The sequence below is a fragment of the Pseudomonas sp. RGB genome, from assembly GCF_007713445.1.
Taxonomy (GTDB): Bacteria; Pseudomonadota; Gammaproteobacteria; order Pseudomonadales; family Pseudomonadaceae; genus Aquipseudomonas.
On record NZ_VMSH01000020.1, the window covers coordinates 48,679 to 65,590 of the forward strand.

The following is a 16,912-nucleotide window of genomic DNA, read 5'->3' on the forward strand; positions in this document are numbered from 1 at the left end:
ATGGTTTGGTGTGAAGCTTCGTTGTCGGATGAAAATGCTTGTGGTAGGGCGATCGCGTTTGTTTAAAAAACGCGGACAACATCACCCGAAATACTGGAGTTCGATAGGTGACTTGGCCGTGCGCTTGCGTACTTCGCGCAGAAGTGACTCCTTGATACATCCTTTAGGTAATTATACATCTCAATTGGATCATAATAAATTTACGATCTCATTCACCTCCGCTGAATCAGCACAGCATCTCCGCCAAGAGTCTTTGTACTCTGTAAAACTTAAATTCTCATGGCAGTTCCATTGATTCAGCATGCCTACACACGCCCATCCCGTTGACTGGGTGCTGAATCTATTATTGAAAAGATATCTAGCCACCACCCCATTAAGTTCCCGACTTTCAGAATTTCTTTCAAGCTCTTCGATATTGATAGCGAGCCACGAAATAAATGCATCTTGACTTTTAGGCACATAACCGGTCATCGAGTTAAGAGACTCAGCGTATTCTTTTATGCTGGCAGCATAATTATATCTATGCATACTGGTTTTATTCCACTGCTCACTCAACTCAATCAAAACTACAATCGAGCACATCTCACACAAGCTTTCTTCAAACCATTTATGTTTGTGACCTTTCGAGTCAGCGTAGTTACTGTGGAGATGGCATAATTCATGTGCGAGCTGATAAACGATCTGGCACCAGCTCAGACCAGATTTGACGCAGAGATGCACTTGATAGCATCCATCCTTCATATCATAACAAGCAAGTGGGTTTTTGGCGTCTGGGTAATTGGTAATCAATACTGGACTACGAAGCTTTTTGCCAAATAATTCCTCTATTATATCAAAAACAATATTTATCAATTCCTTCGTGATTTCGACATCTGCACCCGGCCATAGGCCTAAAAGATCAAATCTCACCACCGGTTTTTTTTTAGTATTCATACTCAATTCTCCCCGATGCTCATAATATCTTACGTTGTAACTCATAAACTTTTAAATGCAAAATATAGAGTCATTGTTGATCTTTTTTCGATGGCTAAATAAGAATATCACCATTTTAGTTACGGCAATAGAAGCTGCCAAGAGCTCGTATGCTCCCGGTGGCGGGGTGTAATAACATAATAGAGCTATTGGTTTTTCTGTATAATCATATTTATCCAGCTAATATCACCGCGACCTGCTGAATCTGACGTTGCCCATGATTTGATGATACTGGCATTTGTCAAGGTCGAGACGATTTCATGAAGATGTGACTTCGTAAAATAACTAAACAACCTTCCGTCATTAAGTCGAGTTTGACCTTCACCTTCCTTGAGAGAAATGTATAGGTAGCCTCCCGATTTTAGAGCCTTGAGGATTGCTTTCAAAGTTTTAACGAATAACGCCTTTTGGATATGTACTAAAGAAGCGCATGCCCATATCCCATCGTAGCTATCGATGAAGTTAATGTCTTCAGCCGCCATGTTGAAGATAGTGGCGTTAGTTTTGGATCTGGCGATTGCGGCCATTTTTCTTGAAGGCTCAATGCCATCAACTAAAAAACCTAGGTTCTGGAAATGTTTGATATCCCGCCCTGTACCACAGCCGACATCAAGAATTTTTGCACCTACATTTAACATGCTTGCGAAGCTATTCCACTGATCTGTAAGTTCAAGTTGAAATGTTTTTAAATCATAGGACTTTGCGAAGCTGTCATAGTACTCTATGGTTTGAGGGTCTGCTTTCATCGAGTTCAAAATTATCCCCTCTCAATAGGTTTAGCTTGATTTTCCCATACTTCAATCTGAGTATTTATCTCGTCATAGTCCTTCTTTGCTAAATCGTAGATTTGGCGGGGGAATACGGCGGTATACAATCTAGTCGGCTCAGATTGTCTCGGTTTCTTGGCCTGGGCATAAGCATCCTTTAAAGCTCGCAAGTGGGCCAAGTAAGTACCGAGACATCCACTTAACTCTAAGTTTTTAGGGTTTGCAAGGCCGGATGAGCGCTCAATTAGCGCAGAGAGCTGCTCGCCTACCTCAATAATTACCAAGACTTGGGGGAGTGAAGCTCTTATATGCTTACCTAAGTAAGGTAGGTCTTCTATTAATCTAAAGGGGGTGGCAGTACCTTCTGTAAAAATATGGAGTGCTTTCTTTGGCCGGGGCTCCATTAAGTTTGTTCTGTACTTATAGCGAGAGCAGTCAAATTTCTGAAGCTGATCATGTAACTGGGAGCTAAGCTCTTTGCTTTGGGCTAAAAGAACTAATAGTGGGCCATAGAAATCATTATTTTGCTTGTTTCTATATTCAAATATTTTTTGTTTTACTTCAAATGAGAACTTTTCTTTGCGCTCCTTAAGATTATGAGAAAGTTGACTTCTGTGAAGAAAAAAATTGATACCTCCGCCAATCAAAATACCTAGAAAACCGAATATTGCCGGATACAATTTTTCAAGTGTGGTTTGTTTTAGTGTCTCAATTCTTTTTACTATTTCGTCATTAGAACGTGAAATCGAATCCAATTTATCCACGAGGATGTGCTGAGGTTGGATAGAGATCTCTTTAGCTTCAAATTCTTCAGTTGAAGAAGGGGCTTCAAGCGGCTGGGGTGATGCAGATGATTGCTGTGACTCAGCGTTTTGAAACTGAGTGCTCAAGGGCTTTGATTCAGTTAACTGAATCGCAGTAGGTAACGGGTTTGATTCTGCTGACTGGGCACCGGGAGGGCTATTAACCGAAAGCGAAAGCTCGTCAGCTAGCAATGGGGTGCTCATGATCGTGAGAGAGAAGAATATCCGACAGTAAAATTTCATGGTGACCGGCTCAATTTGCACAAGCAGATATTAAGCCATGACTAAAAAAATTTGGCTACCGAAGATAGATGCTCGAGCATTTGTTAATGATGCGGTTTTTATGAAACTAGAGAATTATCATATGCATGATGAACGGGGGTGCAGGCGGAGATGGATGCTTATTTCTGTGGGAGGGGATACTTTAATATGTGTCCTAGCAAGTGGTCCAATTTCCTGCTGGCGGAGTGTTTCGCAACTATCATGCCAGAGATTTATTAATCCAAACTCAAAAAACCTGAGTTTGGATTAATTATAACTAGTTAAAATTACATTTTTTTAGTCGTTTGCAATAAGGCGCGCTACATCCTTTATTGATCGAACATGTCCAATTTTATGTAGGCCCACTTCAACCAGCGACGCCACGTGCCTGACGGGATCCCAATTCAGATTGTTTTGATGTGTAAATTGTCGGAGCAGCGCCTCATAGATATCCAGATGCTCTCCAAACAAAGTAGGAGCATTGAACTCCTGACCATCTAGGTCCGATACGCTGGCATTGCCTAAGCCACTGTCATCCGCAAGGGCGAGGGCAATGGCGTATCGACTTAAGATGTTAGGTGTAAGGCCCGTTTTTGATTTTAGATACTTTAGTTTCGCAGTGGAAGAAGCTGAAATTTTAAATTTGTGCGGAAATACGTTCATGCGTGTTGTGCCCACCGCCAGAAATAGCCTTCCTCTGCTTGAGTGGAACGAGTTTCTGGATTGTATACCAGGTGATAAGAGTGAGAAATGCTTCCTTGTAAGCCTTCGTAGAATGCATAATCAATTTCAGTATCCGTCGACAGGATAATCACTTGATGGCTAGTTTTGGGGAAGTAATTTTCCACGAGTTTTTTGCGATGAATAGAGTCGAGTCGGCCAAGCGGTGTATCAATGACGACTGGCAGGCTTCGCCCAGAGGTACGGGCTAAGGCCTCCAGAATGGAAATTGCAAAAATCTGTTTTTCACCTGCTGACAGCTCATCCTTACGAAGTGTTAAACCCTCATCATCAATAAGGACAACCTCGAAGGAAGTCGGATCTATCTGAATGCTCAGATTTCGATCTTCTTTACGAGCGAGACCATTGAAAGATGTGTAAAACTGTGATTCAAGTTCCTTCAGCTTTTCGATCCGTGCGCGAGTAGAAAATTCTTTTAGAACATCTCTGGCACTTTGAGCGAGCTCGGACAGCCTCTCTTCCTCTTGCGACTCGGAAATCTCTGTATATAACTGATCTAGATGGCGCGCTGCTGACGATAATTGATTAAGAATCGTCTTTGCTTCTTCAACAAGTACAGATTTTTGTTCCTCCAGAACGGACAAGCGCCCCTGTAGTTGCCCTTGTTCGTTGAATAGAGGCATCAGCACTTTTTCTTCTGGGGCTCTCCCGATATTTTCTTTTGCAGATTCGATCCCAGTGTCCGTGTCCTTAAGCGTCATCGCTAGGGCAGATGCGCGTTGCTGGAGTGAGCTCACATCGCTCGTCAGCCGATGAGCAATACTGGATCTCTGAGTATCAGAGAGTTCATGTACTGGCGGTTGGTTTCGATCGCTACTACCGAGTTCTGAACCGAATGTCCTAAGGAAAATTTCTTGAAGGGCAGGGCGCTGCTGCTTGCTAATTTTTAGCGTCGATTCAAGCTCAGCCAGAAAATTGCTTTGCTGACGTTCCAGATACTCAGAAAGTACCAGTGCTTTTTCCGTGCGCTGCTCAGAGTCCAATTGCACAAGAAGTTTTTCGTTGAGTTTGCGAGTAATGGCAAAGGGCAATAAGCCACCCAGCATCTCATGCAAGGTATGTTCTATCGCCTTTTTCTCACTAACCAATGAGTCGAGATTAGCAGCTTCTTGCTCTCTCGTAGCGCTCCAAGCGCCACCGCGTGCATTAATCTTCGCCTCGATATTGGCTAGATTCTTATTAGCCTCTACGGTACTTACGCGCATATGGACAAGCTTTTCGCGTGTCTCTGCGAGTTGCTTTTTTAGATCCTCGTACGTGCGCTCGGCCGTAGCTATCTTCTGCTTGCGATCATCGGAGACTTTTTTTACTGAGCGCCCTCTGATAATCACCGATAGATCGGAATGCAGTCTGTCGATCAGATCCAAACCTAGAAGCTTGTTTATAGAGTCTCGCAAGGCGTCTCCGGATGTTTCTTCTGCGAGGCTCGCGATTTTTTCTCCGTCGAAGAAGAACAACTCGGAAACGCCAATTGGGATCAGCTCGTTGAGGAAAGCCTGGGCTTGCTCATAGGAGAGTTCGGTCAGATGCTGACCGTCCTTTGAAATAATAAGGCCTTCCTTGATCTTGCCGCCATGATCAACAAACCAATCTCGAGTCAATTGATAGCTCGAAATCACTCCGTATTGCGCATAGCGAAATGTTAGATCGACGGACGCTCGTGTAGGTTTGGCAATGCTATTGTGTGCTCTATGAATGCAATCACGAAGATATTGGTGATAGTCTGCGATCGTAGCGCCAGACCCAAGCACGCCTTTGCCATACAAGGCAAGCTTCAGTGCGCTCAGAATGGTCGTCTTGCCGCCGCCATTTAAGCCACCAAACAAAACGATAGGCGCATTTTTGCCTCTTTTGATCTTGGGTACCAAGTCAAAGTTGTGTGCGCCGCTAAACACACGGAAATCTAGTACTGAGAGGGAGTCAATAATCATTGCAGCAAGCCATCTATTTCTGCTTTCAGGGATTCGAAAGAGGTTTTATATGTGTCGTTAACTTTAGGAACGGCGCGCCGCTCCATAGCCTCATCAAGCCCACCCCAGTCCTGCTCCAGGATCTTCTGCAATTCCTCCAGAATCCCTTTGCGGCGCGACAGGCCGGAGAACGACAGCTCAGTATCTATCAGCTTCATGATCAATACAGCTGGCACGCCATGTTCCGCTTCCAGTGCATTGAGGATGGCGGCATCAGGCTCAGTGAACGCGCCGGCATCATTCTTGATCCACTCCACCGTATCCGCGGGATAGACCTCGGCATAAATTTTTGGGAGCGAATCAATCCAGTCTGGCTCATTCGGATCCTTCAGCCATTGTTGGCGGATCACCTGCAGCTCATCCCGGCCAATCAGCTCAATATCACGATCGGTCTCACGGATGCCTTTTTCAATTTCCAAAAGCAGCTTGAGCCACTCTTTGCGATACTTCATCCAATACGGACCAGGAACGTACTTGGTTGCTGCATTTGTGTCGTCGTCGATTGCCCCTCTTGCGAAGGTGACTTTCCCTGTACGGCGTTTGTAGTTGCGGTACTCGGTTTTGTTCTCAGGAAGCGAGCTGGCATGCAACTGATTGCGGAACTGGAGCAACGGTAGCATCCAATCTTCACCGCTGTTTACGAGACCTTCGATCGCCTTGTCATGAGTCACCACGGTGCACGTCCAGCATCCGAAGCGGGAGTTACCGCAGGATGGGGTATTGGTGTCGATCACCAGTGGACACTCGCCAGCGTTGGAGTCCTTGTACAGCTCAAACAACACTCTATTTGAGCCACCCCATGGCCTGGCAGCACTCATGAGGTATTCCCACACATCATCGGCGTGCCATAGCTCAATTGGCATATAGGTGTATGCATTCGGCAGCGTGGTATGCCGACCCAATGCTGAGCCATCGATCTTGTGACGTGTGATTACCTGGGCGCGCGTGGAGCTTTCCTCCCGTCTCGAGCCAAGTACCACCACGACCTCACCGAAACGTGCCACCTTGTCTTTGATGAACTCGCTCACTGGGTCGATCTTCATCCGCTCTGTGCACCAACGGAATGCCTTGGTTGGAGCGGGGTAACCCTTGCCTAGAAGGTTGGCCCAGAAGGTCTCGCCCACTTTGGGAGTGACAGAGTGGGCTGTCATCGGAATCTGATCTTCAACTGCTTGAGCGTTCACCGAATCAAGCACTTGGCGGATCATGTCGACTACAACGGGTGTTTCCACTCGAGTATCGGAGGAGACGACGTACACATGCTTGTGGCGCTCCTCAGGTGGCAACATCTTTAAGGCGTAGTAGGTGAGCGAAAGGATTACTGTTGAGTCCTTTCCGCCGCTGAACCCCACTACCCAGGGGCGATTATCGGCCTTGTATATGCTTTGAAGCTCGCGGACAGCGTCCGCTAGCGGTCTTCCAGAAATGATCGCTTCTTGAACGAAATCATCGTGCGATGGGTAGAGGAATTGATCATTGCTCATTGTTGAGGAAACCTGTTTTCTAACTCTCGTTCAGCCGTTGACAGCGGGACGCCAAGTTTTTTCTTGATAAGACTAGCGGTGAGCGCCACGTTCGTTGTGGCTTTTGAGATCCGGCCGTGGACCATCGCGCGACCCTCCCATTCAGGGTTGGCCCTTGACCAATCGATTTGGCGGAGTTGGCTGAGGGTTGCTTTCCACTCGGTCTCCTTGCGGATAATCAGTTCAGCTCCCACAAGTCCCATTGCTTGGAGCATCACGCCGTGGGCATGAATGTAATTGTCCCGTAATTCGGACGTCGACAGCTCTTTATTTTTTGCTCTGATCCAGTCGGGCATCTGCAAGGACACCTCTTCCCAAAACGATTTTGCGAGCTCTCGTTCATTCTGTGCGATGAGATCGCCTTTCCCTTTTTTCAATAAGACTCGGGATGCGTTTTTTATGGCGCTGAGAGTAAAGAGCTTGGAGCTGCGAGGGGAGAGACTTGACTTCTCTAGCTCCGTCATTCTTGAGAAAACATCTACGTTTTTGGCCAGATAGCGGGCTAAATCGGAAATCAGGTCACGATGATCGTAAAGCGTGCTGATGGAGCTGCTCGGCCTCACGGCATGCTTGTTGAGGTCAGCGAACATTTGCTGGCTACGATTGAGGCCTTCATCGATGAAGAAGAGCACCGGGATATTGTCGTAGCCAAGCTCCGGGTTTTCTCGAATTGCTTGCTCAATGGCCGCACGTCGGTGCTGACCATCGTTAATCAGTATGTGGGCCTCCATTGGAATAGTAAGCGTGCCGATGCTCTGTTCCAAGCCAGTATCTGAAGCGGGGGTGAACTGAACCACGCCATCTACTGAGGCTGTGATCGCGGAAAGTGTGTAGTCGTCGCGATTATCGAGCAGATATGCTGAAATCTCTGGAACCCTAGCAAGATTCAAAGTGCGCTGTGCACGTAGGTCCGCTGGGACGTTTTCCTCGTTAAAGATAAAAATCTTGGGGACGAGGCGCATGGGGCACATAGCAATGTAGCAAGGCCTACCTGCTTGAATCCCCCTAACACACGGAAAGGAATGAACGTAGGTTGTCATGAATTTGCATGTGTTAAATGATGAGGTATGTCATTTTGCACATTTTTAACATACAGGCAAGCTCGCGTTGAGTTGAAAGCGATAAATTGATATTTTTGATATCATTTTGATGTTGCTGGTTTGGCCGCCAGCTCATAATTCACTGCTCTAGAACATGGGGCAACTTCTCTAAAGGAATTAGGTATCAGCATGCAGATCAATCCCTCTCACGCGTCGTTTGGCGTCATCTTCGATGGGCGATCAATATTCGAGGTTCCCCGTTATCAACGGGGGTATGCATGGGGAGATGAGGCGCTCGACGATTTTTTGGACGATTTGTCTGCTTGCTATGAAATAAGAAACGATGGGAAGGAAAGAGAGCATTTTTTCGGAGGCATACTTAGTATTCGCCGTCAAATGCAAGGCGTAGCGAATGAATCAAAATTTGAGCTGGTGGATGGTCAGCAGCGCGTCACTACTCTGACTCTGCTAGCGGCAGTACTATTCGAAAATTATCAGCTTATTTATTCTGCTTCAGCAGTGGGGAATGATGAATTTCGCGAGCGAATTGATCTCCGCAAGTCGAAGCTGAAAAGTTGCTTTATCGAGTATTCTCAAGAAGTTAATAAAGAAATAAAGAAAGTTAATGTCCTGACAATGTCAAAAAATGATGAGCCTTTCTTTCGTTCGATGTTATCTAGCGGGGGGGCTGTCGCAGTAAGAGATTCACACAAAAAACTACAGCGTGCATATGCTAAGCTTAAGGAGTACGTGGCCAAAATTGTTGGGGCGGCTGGTACACCTGAAGCAAAACTAGACTCACTTGAACGGCTGCAAAATGTGTTGCTTTCGGATTTTTCAGTACTTCACATGGTGGTTGACAATAAGAGTGATGCATATAGACTATTTCAAGTAATTAATGATCGTGGCGTTTCATTAACCGATGGGGATCTGCTTCGTGCTCGCGTATTAGAAACCTTAGAGGGTCACGATGTCGAACAGGCCGAAGCAGAGGCGATTTGGGATAATATATTGTCCGACCAGCCAAGTGTTACGCTTAATTATCTGCATTGGGTGTACGAATCTCACGCATTTGTGAGGGCCAAATCATCATCTCTAGCGGATGATTTTTATTCTCACTTCTTTCCGGATGTAGGGTTTGGTGAGGTTAGTGAAGAGCAGGCGCGTCAATGTATTGATGGTATGAGGACTGTGAGCGCAGATATTAATCTGTGTCGGAAGTTGGTTGAAGGCGAATGGCCATATGACGAGGTTCGACAGGTTACCCCTTGGGATAAGTCTCGCTTAAAGGCAATGGTTGTTGATCTAGGGCATACCTTAAGTGTCCCGTTGTTAATTGCTCTGGCGCAACATGATGCCACTGTGTTTAGAGATGCAGTACTGATGCTTGAGCGGAGTTTTTTTAGGTTCAAGGTTATATGTTCTGAGCATGTAACGCCACTAAAGAGGCTGTATTATGAAGAGTCTCAAGTTATTAGAAGTAGCGGGAAAAGTTATAATGTTTCATCCCTGCGAGACAAGTTAAATAACCTGTTGCTCGACAAGTCTCCAATCCATTCATTTGTCAATGGTCTGAAGGCGCTAACGTATCAGGCCAGGGATGGCGGAAACAAACCGATCAAATACTTGCTATCTATCGTGGAAAGCTATTCGGATTGGTACAGCTCTGGTGCAACTGGCGCCCCGAAGTGCATTGAGGGGAATCGTATATATGATTTTAATAGCACATCTATTGAGCATGTTTATCCGCGCAATGCTTCGCCAGCTAATAAAGTCGGAGAGATGGAGTCGCTCAAGAATTCGTTGGGAAATCTCACTCTATTAGATAATGTTCCAAATACTATCTCGGGCAATGCCTCGTATGAAGAAAAAAGAGAGATGTACGCAAGATCTTCACTTTTTCTGAACAGAAAGATAGCGGAAAATGAAGTTTGGTCAGTAGTCGAAATGGCTGCTTATGAGAACCTCTTAATAATGATGGCCTCCGAAATATTCAAGGCGTAGATCTGCATGGACATCAATGCATAGTGATCGATAGCTGTTCGATCTCGTCATATCGTTACTAGTATAGCGTCTTGCTGCTGAAAAATTTAACGCGATCTGTCAAAAGACAGATCGCATTATATGCATAAAAATTCAATAGGATTAATGTATGAATTTCATTGCGGCAATAAGAACTCCGATTGTCGCAGAAAGCATGGTTCCCATTCTAACTGTCAACTTAACATCAAACTGAGCGATCTCAGTTCTAGTTTGAGCGATTTCTGAGCGCAATTGTGCAACATCAGCAATTTGCTGGTTGCGAAGATTTCCTATGTCACTCTTTGTGCCAAAAGTGTTTGCATATCTATCTCCATCGCTTCTATAACCGTGTGGGCTTTAAGCTAGCGTACACTGATTGAAATCAGAGCTTGGTATAGAGCCAATTCCACTTTCTTTAAGGCCTCCAGAAAAACTAAAAAGTCCTATCCCCACGACGGGGTAGGCCCGTCGTGGGTGGGAAAATCGTACTTCTTTCGACACGTGGTCGACTGACCGTGCTTCCCGAAGCGATACGGTCATTGGGTGGATCCTGCGAATATTCGCAGCACCGCCTAGAAGACACCTGGCGGCTGGCATGTAGCTGAACACGTCAGCAAGACACAGCCTTTTGGTGTCAATCCACAATCCGGTTACCGAGTATTTCCTAATGATGGCCTGGGGGCCTTTTTCTGCGCTGATTCGACTAGCTTAAGGTAGGTATTGTTGAGGGCCAAGTCATTCATCATTCCATCGGGGGATTTGAGTAAGTACCCGTGAAGGCGCCGAGTTCTGCGCCCGCCGCTTACCTCGCATGTCCAGATGTTCAGTCCGTTTGGTTGCTTGCGGTGCAGCTTCATTTCTTCAAAACGTTTCTGAATCCACTGCCAGTCGTATTGGCTTTCTTTGCGATACGGGCAAGGTGTCGGTGCTCCTGCCCGTAGCGATGAAAGACGCCAGGCGTGACGAGGAAGATCGTATCTTCGACAGTGTGAGCCAGCGCTTTGGTGTCATTCATGATTATGCGATGAGATAGGACGCCTTGGGTGAACCACTCCTTGAAGTGCTCACCTGAAAGCTCTGCAGGCATCTCTTCTCGGCGCGGGCACTGGTGGGCAATTGATCGGATACGGGGCATCGTCATGCCGGCCTGATCGTTGACGAACAGGTTCGCCTGGTTCAGGGCGTTCACCGCGCCGGTCAGCTTCGGCCAGTCATCGTCGTCAAGCTCGCCGCTGTCCAACTTGCTCAGATTGACGCTGCCATCGATGCCAGGCCGCGCGTGATCAGTTCCTCCTTGGTCATCTCCATGGAGAATACTAAACCGGCGCCACCGAGCTTGCAGGTGACGTGCTGGGCGATCTACAAACCAAGGATGGTCTTGCCTGAACCTGTAAGCCCGCCAACGACGATCATGTTGCCTGGGCGCCCCCCTCGCACCAGTGCGTCAAGATCCTTCAACCCAGTGGAAAGACCGGTTGGCGCCGTCTCGTTGAACTTCGAATCGATGGTGTCGACAACGCCGGGCAGGAACTCACTTGCACGGTAGTAATCACGCTGACCGTCGTCGTCCAGATCACGAAGGTCGGCGGTTGCTTGTTGGGCAAGCGCAATGATCTCCGACAGTGGGCGCTCCTCGTTCGCTATTTCGTTGATCACATAAGTGGCATCGACAATCTGTTGAAGTATTGCCCGCTCCCGTACGTGCTTGGCATCCGTCTTCCAGTTGGCAGTGCTGGGCACGTTCTTGGCGATCTCTACTGCAAACGCCAGTGTGCCATTGGCGCTCGGCAAGGTTGGGCGCCACAGCCCAACAGTGACGGGGTCAATAGGTTCGCCAGCGGTCTGACATTCAATGATTGCTTTGTACAGCGCCGCATTTTCCGGGTCGTGAAAGTCGGAGATGCTACCTTGCTGGTCACCTCGTCAAACAGAGAGGGGTTCAACATGATCGCAACCAAAACCCCATGCTCGGCCTCGATGCTGAATAATTCGCGCGTCATGCGTCACCCCGGGCCGAAGGCCAGTCGAATAGCACCGCAGGACCGCTGTCATCGCTGAGTCGATCAACCGTCCCGACAAGCGCCCGCGTCCGAGTGATATCTGCGACTCAGGCCCGATCGAGCAGGACGCCGATGTTGTGATCCTGGGTCATCGCGATCTGGAGAGCGAGGAGGGCCAGAACGGCGTTATCGAGCTGATCGTGGGTAAGGTCCGTCACCCGAAGGTCGGATCTTGCATGGTCCAGCAGCAGGGTAAATACGTTCGCTTTGTCGACTTTGTGGGACGGCCACCGAGCAACGAAGAAGTGGAGATGGGCCGAAGCTTTGCCAGCAAATTCAAGGGGAGGAAAAACCATGAATAACGTCACCGTAGCATTGCCCCGCAAGAGCATGAGCGACCTGGAACGGCGTTTCCTGAAGATCGCCGGTGAAGAGTTGGCCAAAGTCAAAGTTGGTGGAGCTACAGCTCTGGCATACCTGTTGGAAATGATCGCCAGTTGGCACGAGAGTCGCGCCCAGATCGGATTCCACGACTTCGGGCAGCGCTGGCTGATCGAAAGGAATGCAAAGAATAAACCCGCCGACCGGTTGTTGCGTGACCTGTTTGGCTTGAGTGATCCAGACCCGAGGAAAGCCGCGTGAAAAAGCGCACCTACATTGACAAGCCGCTGGGCGATACGGACTATATGCTCGAACAATGGGGCTGGTGGCGGATGGATGGGATGGGCGTGCCGCGTTACGTTATCACTGATGACCTGGCACTCGCGGTTGATTCTGCGATAGCCAAGCTTACGCGCCGTAATGAGCAGATGAGCCTGTATCTCTGGCTCCATTTCGGAGCCAAGTGGACGATGGTACGGATAGGTGAGTCGGGCAAGATGTCGGAGCGCTCTGCAAGAGAAATAATCAAGGCCGGCGTTGGGTGGGTTTACGGGGTATTGCAAGGGATGAGCGAAGCCGCGTAAATAGTTCTTTCATGCCGGATACGGGTCTGTTTTCATGGCACGGTGTTCAGCTGTTCCAGCGCGACCCCGAAGTAGATTTAATAAGCCAGGGGTGCGGAATCCGTGACCAGGCTCTTTATTAACGTGTATCTCGCGAAAGATGGGTAGCGCTCTCGATAGCTGCAGTTGAGCACTGGCAGTGGGGTTGGCTAGTACAACCTATGTTTGGCACACTCGGTGCGTCTAAAGAAATTTGTACTTGCGTCAGATGGGCGCGCCTTAAACGAAGAGAGAGAAGCTGCGTGAGTGACGAAAGGCTGAGTTAGCGTATGGAAAATGGTTATGCCGAGGCTCTCGGGTTGGCCGCGTATATGTTTGCCCGTCTTGAATGGAATGTGGTTTATTACTGCGAAAGAATGAAAGAGGATTCGGTATCAGAGCTGAAAGAACTCACTGCCGGTTTAGTTCGTAAGCGTTGCGGCAAGCTTATTTTGGCTGTAACGGATGATGACGTGCGAGACCAGCTCATAAAAGCTGCAGAGGTCTTCAACCCTTTGGTGGATCTGCGTAACGACCTGATCCACGGAACACCGGTCACTCATCCAGAGTATGGACAGTGTTTGAAGGGGAAGACGGGCTATTGGCCTATTACTCGAATCAACCAAGCGGCAGATGCTTTTGCGGAGTGCGCGATTAGCTTCAATGGCATCCTATATGGCGCGCTGACAAAGCCCTCTTGATATCCAAGTGCGGGGTTCGGCAATATTTTCTTAAGTAGCGAAGTTACGCCCGTCTCCCAGAAATCCGCCAAATGCGGGTTTTTTGTTGGCTAAAAATCATCCCTGAGCCCTGGCATTTGCCGGGGCTTTTTCGTTCCTGGAGAAACCGAATTGAATGCAGCCCAAAGACGTAGCCCTTGCCTGCGTATTCTAGGTAGCCGTCCTTGACCTTCGATGTTTTTGCGCTCTTTAGTCATTGACTCACTAGCGCGTGAGGTTCGGTTAATTGATAGGGGCTTCAATCGTTCGCCGGACTCCAGGTGAGTTCAAGTCAGTGCCAGCCGTGACGAGCGAGTCGTCACGGTCGAGCACTTGGAATCGGACATTGCCTTCGACCTGAGGAGGTTTGCGTTGTCGCTGCTTTTCGATTTGGCCCAGTGGCCACGCCCAGGGAGAGGGATGCCGGCTTTGCGACAAGCTTTGGCGACGGCGACGTCGGAAACATCAATTTCGCGGGCCAGTTTGACCATGGATGTTTGCCACACTTTTTCGAACAGTTCCGCAACGGTGAAGCTCACGAATGTGAACATGCAGTCGGTCACCTTTGCTCATCGCGAATTTAAGGTCACAACGCCGGTTGTCGCGGATGTTAAGTTCCTGAGAGCGCTGGGTGCAACAACCCTATGAGGGTGTTCGCGTCTATGTCGCCGCGTACGCTGGAAAAGACAACTTCGACTCGTTTGGCGTGTGCTCGTAGGTCGAGGACAGCACCGCACTGAGTCGATCGCCCAGCAGGTTCCAGGCGTTTTTCTTCTCGTCGGCATAGTCGTGATGCAAGTAGTGGCGTCTCACCCGATCACCGACGCCGGCGACCAAGGATTGATCGCGCTGCGGGCCTGTCAGGGTTATGTGAAAAGCATTTTAACTTCGCACTGGAGGAGTTATTAAGTTATGGGTAAGCAGTCCTTTTTGGCGCTTTTGTCTTGCTCATCGCTGCCGTCGATTTTGTGACCAGCGCATTGGGGTAGGGGTTTTCCTAACCGCTGTTGCAACATTCCTACACTTAAATAGGGGGTTGTCCGATGGTTGCGATGATATCAATGAGCCATTGTTTTGCTAAAGGCTCGATCACCGGTCCACCAGCGGCTACAGGTTATGAGTGGGAGACAAGCAGTGATCGAGCGGACTCCAACCATTCTGCAGCTTTGGCTCCGCTTCCCGTGAGGGGTGGCAGCCTGCTATGGGGGCTTTCTGTTGATTAAACGTGATGCCCAGACTCATGTCTTAAGGCGCACTCCAGTAAATTTGATGCCTGTTGAGAGCGCCACTCAAGCTAGGGCACTAGCAGTCGATAAAGAGTGATGTCGATACGACATCATTCGATCTTTGCATTAAAAATCTAAAAGTCCGAGCCAAGGATGCTCCACCATTCGAGTGCATACATATGTATAGCAAACTCAGTATTTCCCAAAAGCTCTACCTCAGCTTTGCCGCCATCGTGTTTCTGTTGGGCATCCTTGTCATCAGCGCATACCGTGGGTTTGGACAGGTCGACAGTGCGATCAACAGCAACGTCCACAGTTATCGCGTGTTAAGTCAGTCCAAGATAGCCCTTGAACAGTTGATCAATATCGAGACCGGTATGCGCGGCTTCGTCATCACCGGCAAGGACAACTTTCTTGAGCCCCAGATTGCCGGTGAAAGTAAATTCTCTAGCAGTCTTGCGACGCTCAAAGAACTGACGATTGATAACGCCGAGCAGCAGAAACGGCTTGCCTCATTGGAGCAGCTACAAAAGCGGTGGCTGGACGAAGACGTTCATTCGATCATCGCGCAACGGCGTGAGCTGACGCAAAGCGGCACCTCCGGTGATTCGCTGAATCAGCGCATAAGCAGCGGCGCAGACAAAGCCAAAATGGATGGCATGCGCGGCATTATTGCAGAGCTATCGCAGGCAGAAGACGTTCTATTGGCAAGCCGCACTCAAGAGATGAACAACGCCAAGGATCGCGCGATTACGATTCTGGTGGCCGGTGGTTTGATTGCGGCCTTTTTGGCGGTCATCCTCGCCTATGCTTTAGGCCGCACCACGCGCGCGCGCCTGCAAGTGGCTATAGACGCGGCGACAGCGGTTGCCGAAGGTAGATTGGACACCGTGATTGATACCAGCAGCAGCGATGAACTGCCCAGGGCATTTGATCGCATGCAAACGCGCCTGCGGGAAATGATTCAGCAGATCAATCAAGCTGCCAGTCAATTGATTGAATCCGTACAGAAGATTTCAGGAGCTTCGGAGCAGCTTTCCAGCGCGGTAAACGAACAATCAAACTCGGCATCCGCGATGGCGGCCACGGTTGAAGAACTTACGGTAAGTATCAACCATGTATCCAACAACGCAGGCGAGGCCGGCGGACTCGCTCATCGCTCTGGTCAGCAATCAATAGATGGATCCACCGTCATCCAGAACACACTGACCAGCATGAATGGTATCGCGAAGACCGTGCAGCATGCCTCAACCAAAGTGTCAGAGTTGGGCCACCATTCCGAGCAGATATCTACCATTATCAGTGTTATTCAAGGCATCGCAGATCAAACCAATCTCCTCGCTCTCAACGCTGCCATTGAGGCTGCTCGAGCGGGTGAACAAGGCCGCGGCTTTGCAGTAGTCGCCGACGAGGTACGGTTGCTCGCGCAGAACACCGGTAAATCTACCAAGGAAATTGCCGGCATGATCGACAAGATCCAGCTCGGAGTCCGTGAGACTGTGGAGAGTATGCGCAGCGGCGTGATGGAAGTTAGCCAGGGTGTGGAAATGGCGGAGTCAGCTGGCAAGGCTATTACTGAAATTAGTCAAAGCTCTGGCCAAGTGCTCGAGGTGGTCGAACAGATTTCTTTGGCCTTGCGTGAGCAAACAGCTGCAAGTCAGGACGTCGCACGTAACGTCGAACGATCTGCACAGATGGCTGAGCAAAATAATCAGTCTGTGCAAGATCTTCTGCGCACCAGCAACGATTTGAATCAGTTGGCGATAGGACTTAAACAGGAAGTAGGTCGGTTTCGTCTGTAATGGAGTGGCAGAAACCATATTCTTGATCAAGCCCAACCTGCAAAGGTTGGGCTTTTTCATGCGCGTAAGTTTTGCATGGCTGC

At 48.7% G+C, this 16,912-nt stretch carries 13 protein-coding genes and 4 pseudogenes; 6 read left to right on the forward strand and 11 right to left on the reverse strand.

The window, feature by feature from the left end; translation table 11 throughout:
* Nucleotides 1-189: 189 nt before the first annotated feature.
* The 7 genes from FPT15_RS27070 to dndB all read right to left on the reverse strand — a co-directional run bounded on the left by FPT15_RS27070 (nucleotide 190) and on the right by dndB (nucleotide 8,077).
* Nucleotides 190-933 carry a hypothetical protein gene (locus FPT15_RS27070; RefSeq protein ID WP_145165857.1) on the reverse strand — a complete coding sequence of 248 codons (744 nt, stop codon included), beginning with the start codon at nucleotides 931-933 and terminating at the stop codon, nucleotides 190-192.
* Nucleotides 934-1,118: 185 nt separating this feature from the next.
* A complete protein-coding gene (locus FPT15_RS27075) occupies nucleotides 1,119-1,718 on the reverse strand; it encodes a class I SAM-dependent methyltransferase (protein ID WP_145165858.1) in 600 nt (199 codons plus the stop codon).
* Nucleotides 1,719-1,729: 11 nt separating this feature from the next.
* On the reverse strand, nucleotides 1,730-2,785 hold the full coding sequence (locus FPT15_RS27080) for a hypothetical protein (RefSeq protein WP_145165859.1): 1,056 nt from the start codon (nucleotides 2,783-2,785) through the stop codon (nucleotides 1,730-1,732).
* Between the two features lie 315 nt (nucleotides 2,786-3,100).
* Nucleotides 3,101-3,466 (reverse strand): DndE family protein, encoded by a 366-nt coding sequence (locus FPT15_RS27085; protein ID WP_145165860.1) that lies wholly within the window; start codon nucleotides 3,464-3,466, stop codon nucleotides 3,101-3,103.
* Nucleotides 3,463-5,475: a DNA sulfur modification protein DndD gene (dndD, locus tag FPT15_RS27090; RefSeq protein ID WP_145165861.1), complete on the reverse strand. Its 2,013-nt coding sequence runs from the start codon at nucleotides 5,473-5,475 to the stop codon at nucleotides 3,463-3,465. Before dndD ends, FPT15_RS27085 begins: the two co-directional genes overlap by 4 nt.
* Nucleotides 5,472-6,998, reverse strand: a complete 1,527-nt coding sequence (dndC, locus tag FPT15_RS27095) for a DNA phosphorothioation system sulfurtransferase DndC (protein WP_145165862.1) — start codon at nucleotides 6,996-6,998, stop codon at nucleotides 5,472-5,474. The genes dndD and dndC overlap by 4 nt, the downstream gene beginning before the upstream one ends.
* Nucleotides 6,995-8,077, reverse strand: a complete 1,083-nt coding sequence (gene dndB, locus FPT15_RS27100) for a DNA sulfur modification protein DndB (protein WP_145165863.1) — start codon at nucleotides 8,075-8,077, stop codon at nucleotides 6,995-6,997. The genes dndC and dndB overlap by 4 nt, the downstream gene beginning before the upstream one ends.
* Before the next feature lie 189 nt (nucleotides 8,078-8,266).
* Here dndB and FPT15_RS27105 point away from each other — a divergent pair, with 189 nt between their 5' ends.
* Entirely contained in the window at nucleotides 8,267-10,081 is a 1,815-nt protein-coding gene (locus FPT15_RS27105; RefSeq protein ID WP_145165864.1) for a DUF262 domain-containing protein, read from the forward strand.
* Between the two features lie 668 nt (nucleotides 10,082-10,749).
* Here FPT15_RS27105 and FPT15_RS30280 read toward each other — a convergent pair.
* Together FPT15_RS30280 and FPT15_RS27120 are read right to left on the reverse strand one after the other, a co-directional pair.
* Nucleotides 10,750-11,339: pseudogene (locus FPT15_RS30280) on the reverse strand (conjugal transfer nickase/helicase domain-containing protein).
* A gap of 119 nt (nucleotides 11,340-11,458) precedes the next feature.
* Nucleotides 11,459-12,099 (reverse strand): annotated as a pseudogene (locus FPT15_RS27120) (DnaB-like helicase N-terminal domain-containing protein).
* 59 nt (nucleotides 12,100-12,158) lie between these two features.
* Here FPT15_RS27120 and FPT15_RS27125 point away from each other — a divergent pair.
* The 4 genes and pseudogenes from FPT15_RS27125 to FPT15_RS27140 all read left to right on the forward strand — a co-directional run.
* Nucleotides 12,159-12,461: pseudogene (locus tag FPT15_RS27125) on the forward strand (DnaB-like helicase C-terminal domain-containing protein); the annotation flags it as partial.
* Complete coding sequence (locus FPT15_RS27130; protein WP_145165866.1) at nucleotides 12,454-12,741, forward strand: hypothetical protein; 288 nt, start codon at nucleotides 12,454-12,456, stop codon at nucleotides 12,739-12,741. The pseudogene FPT15_RS27125 and the gene FPT15_RS27130, both read left to right, overlap by 8 nt.
* On the forward strand, nucleotides 12,738-13,064 hold the full coding sequence (locus FPT15_RS27135; RefSeq protein WP_145165867.1) for an antitermination protein Q: 327 nt from the start codon (nucleotides 12,738-12,740) through the stop codon (nucleotides 13,062-13,064). Before FPT15_RS27130 ends, FPT15_RS27135 begins: the two co-directional genes overlap by 4 nt.
* A gap of 308 nt (nucleotides 13,065-13,372) precedes the next feature.
* Entirely contained in the window at nucleotides 13,373-13,783 is a 411-nt protein-coding gene (locus FPT15_RS27140; RefSeq protein ID WP_145165868.1) for a hypothetical protein, read from the forward strand.
* Nucleotides 13,784-14,088: 305 nt separating this feature from the next.
* On the opposite strand, the gene FPT15_RS27145 is transcribed toward FPT15_RS27140, so the two are convergent.
* Nucleotides 14,089-14,352, reverse strand: coding sequence for a hypothetical protein (locus FPT15_RS27145; RefSeq protein ID WP_145165869.1), 264 nt, complete (start codon nucleotides 14,350-14,352; stop codon nucleotides 14,089-14,091).
* A gap of 109 nt (nucleotides 14,353-14,461) precedes the next feature.
* Nucleotides 14,462-14,623 (reverse strand): annotated as a pseudogene (locus FPT15_RS27150) (site-specific integrase); the annotation flags it as partial.
* Nucleotides 14,624-15,206: 583 nt separating this feature from the next.
* On the opposite strand from FPT15_RS27150, the gene FPT15_RS27155 reads away from it, so the two are divergent.
* Nucleotides 15,207-16,829, forward strand: a complete 1,623-nt coding sequence (locus FPT15_RS27155; protein WP_145165870.1) for a methyl-accepting chemotaxis protein — start codon at nucleotides 15,207-15,209, stop codon at nucleotides 16,827-16,829.
* Nucleotides 16,830-16,912 lie beyond the last annotated feature (83 nt).

What these genes read in the sequence shown, in the direction of transcription:
- FPT15_RS27070 (WP_145165857.1), bottom strand. Translation starts at nt 933, where the DNA reads ATGAATACTAAAAAAAAACCGGTGGTGAGATTTGATCTTTTAGGCCTA.
- FPT15_RS27075 (WP_145165858.1), bottom strand. Translation starts at nt 1,718, where the DNA reads ATGAAAGCAGACCCTCAAACCATAGAGTACTATGACAGCTTCGCAAAG.
- FPT15_RS27080 (WP_145165859.1), bottom strand. Translation starts at nt 2,785, where the DNA reads ATGAAATTTTACTGTCGGATATTCTTCTCTCTCACGATCATGAGCACC.
- FPT15_RS27085 (WP_145165860.1), bottom strand. Translation starts at nt 3,466, where the DNA reads ATGAACGTATTTCCGCACAAATTTAAAATTTCAGCTTCTTCCACTGCG.
- dndD (WP_145165861.1), bottom strand. Translation starts at nt 5,475, where the DNA reads ATGATTATTGACTCCCTCTCAGTACTAGATTTCCGTGTGTTTAGCGGC.
- dndC (WP_145165862.1), bottom strand. Translation starts at nt 6,998, where the DNA reads ATGAGCAATGATCAATTCCTCTACCCATCGCACGATGATTTCGTTCAA.
- dndB (WP_145165863.1), bottom strand. Translation starts at nt 8,077, where the DNA reads ATGACAACCTACGTTCATTCCTTTCCGTGTGTTAGGGGGATTCAAGCA.
- FPT15_RS27105 (WP_145165864.1), top strand. Translation starts at nt 8,267, where the DNA reads ATGCAGATCAATCCCTCTCACGCGTCGTTTGGCGTCATCTTCGATGGG.
- FPT15_RS27130 (WP_145165866.1), top strand. Translation starts at nt 12,454, where the DNA reads ATGAATAACGTCACCGTAGCATTGCCCCGCAAGAGCATGAGCGACCTG.
- FPT15_RS27140 (WP_145165868.1), top strand. Translation starts at nt 13,373, where the DNA reads ATGGAAAATGGTTATGCCGAGGCTCTCGGGTTGGCCGCGTATATGTTT.
- FPT15_RS27145 (WP_145165869.1), bottom strand. Translation starts at nt 14,352, where the DNA reads ATGTTCACATTCGTGAGCTTCACCGTTGCGGAACTGTTCGAAAAAGTG.
- FPT15_RS27155 (WP_145165870.1), top strand. Translation starts at nt 15,207, where the DNA reads ATGTATAGCAAACTCAGTATTTCCCAAAAGCTCTACCTCAGCTTTGCC.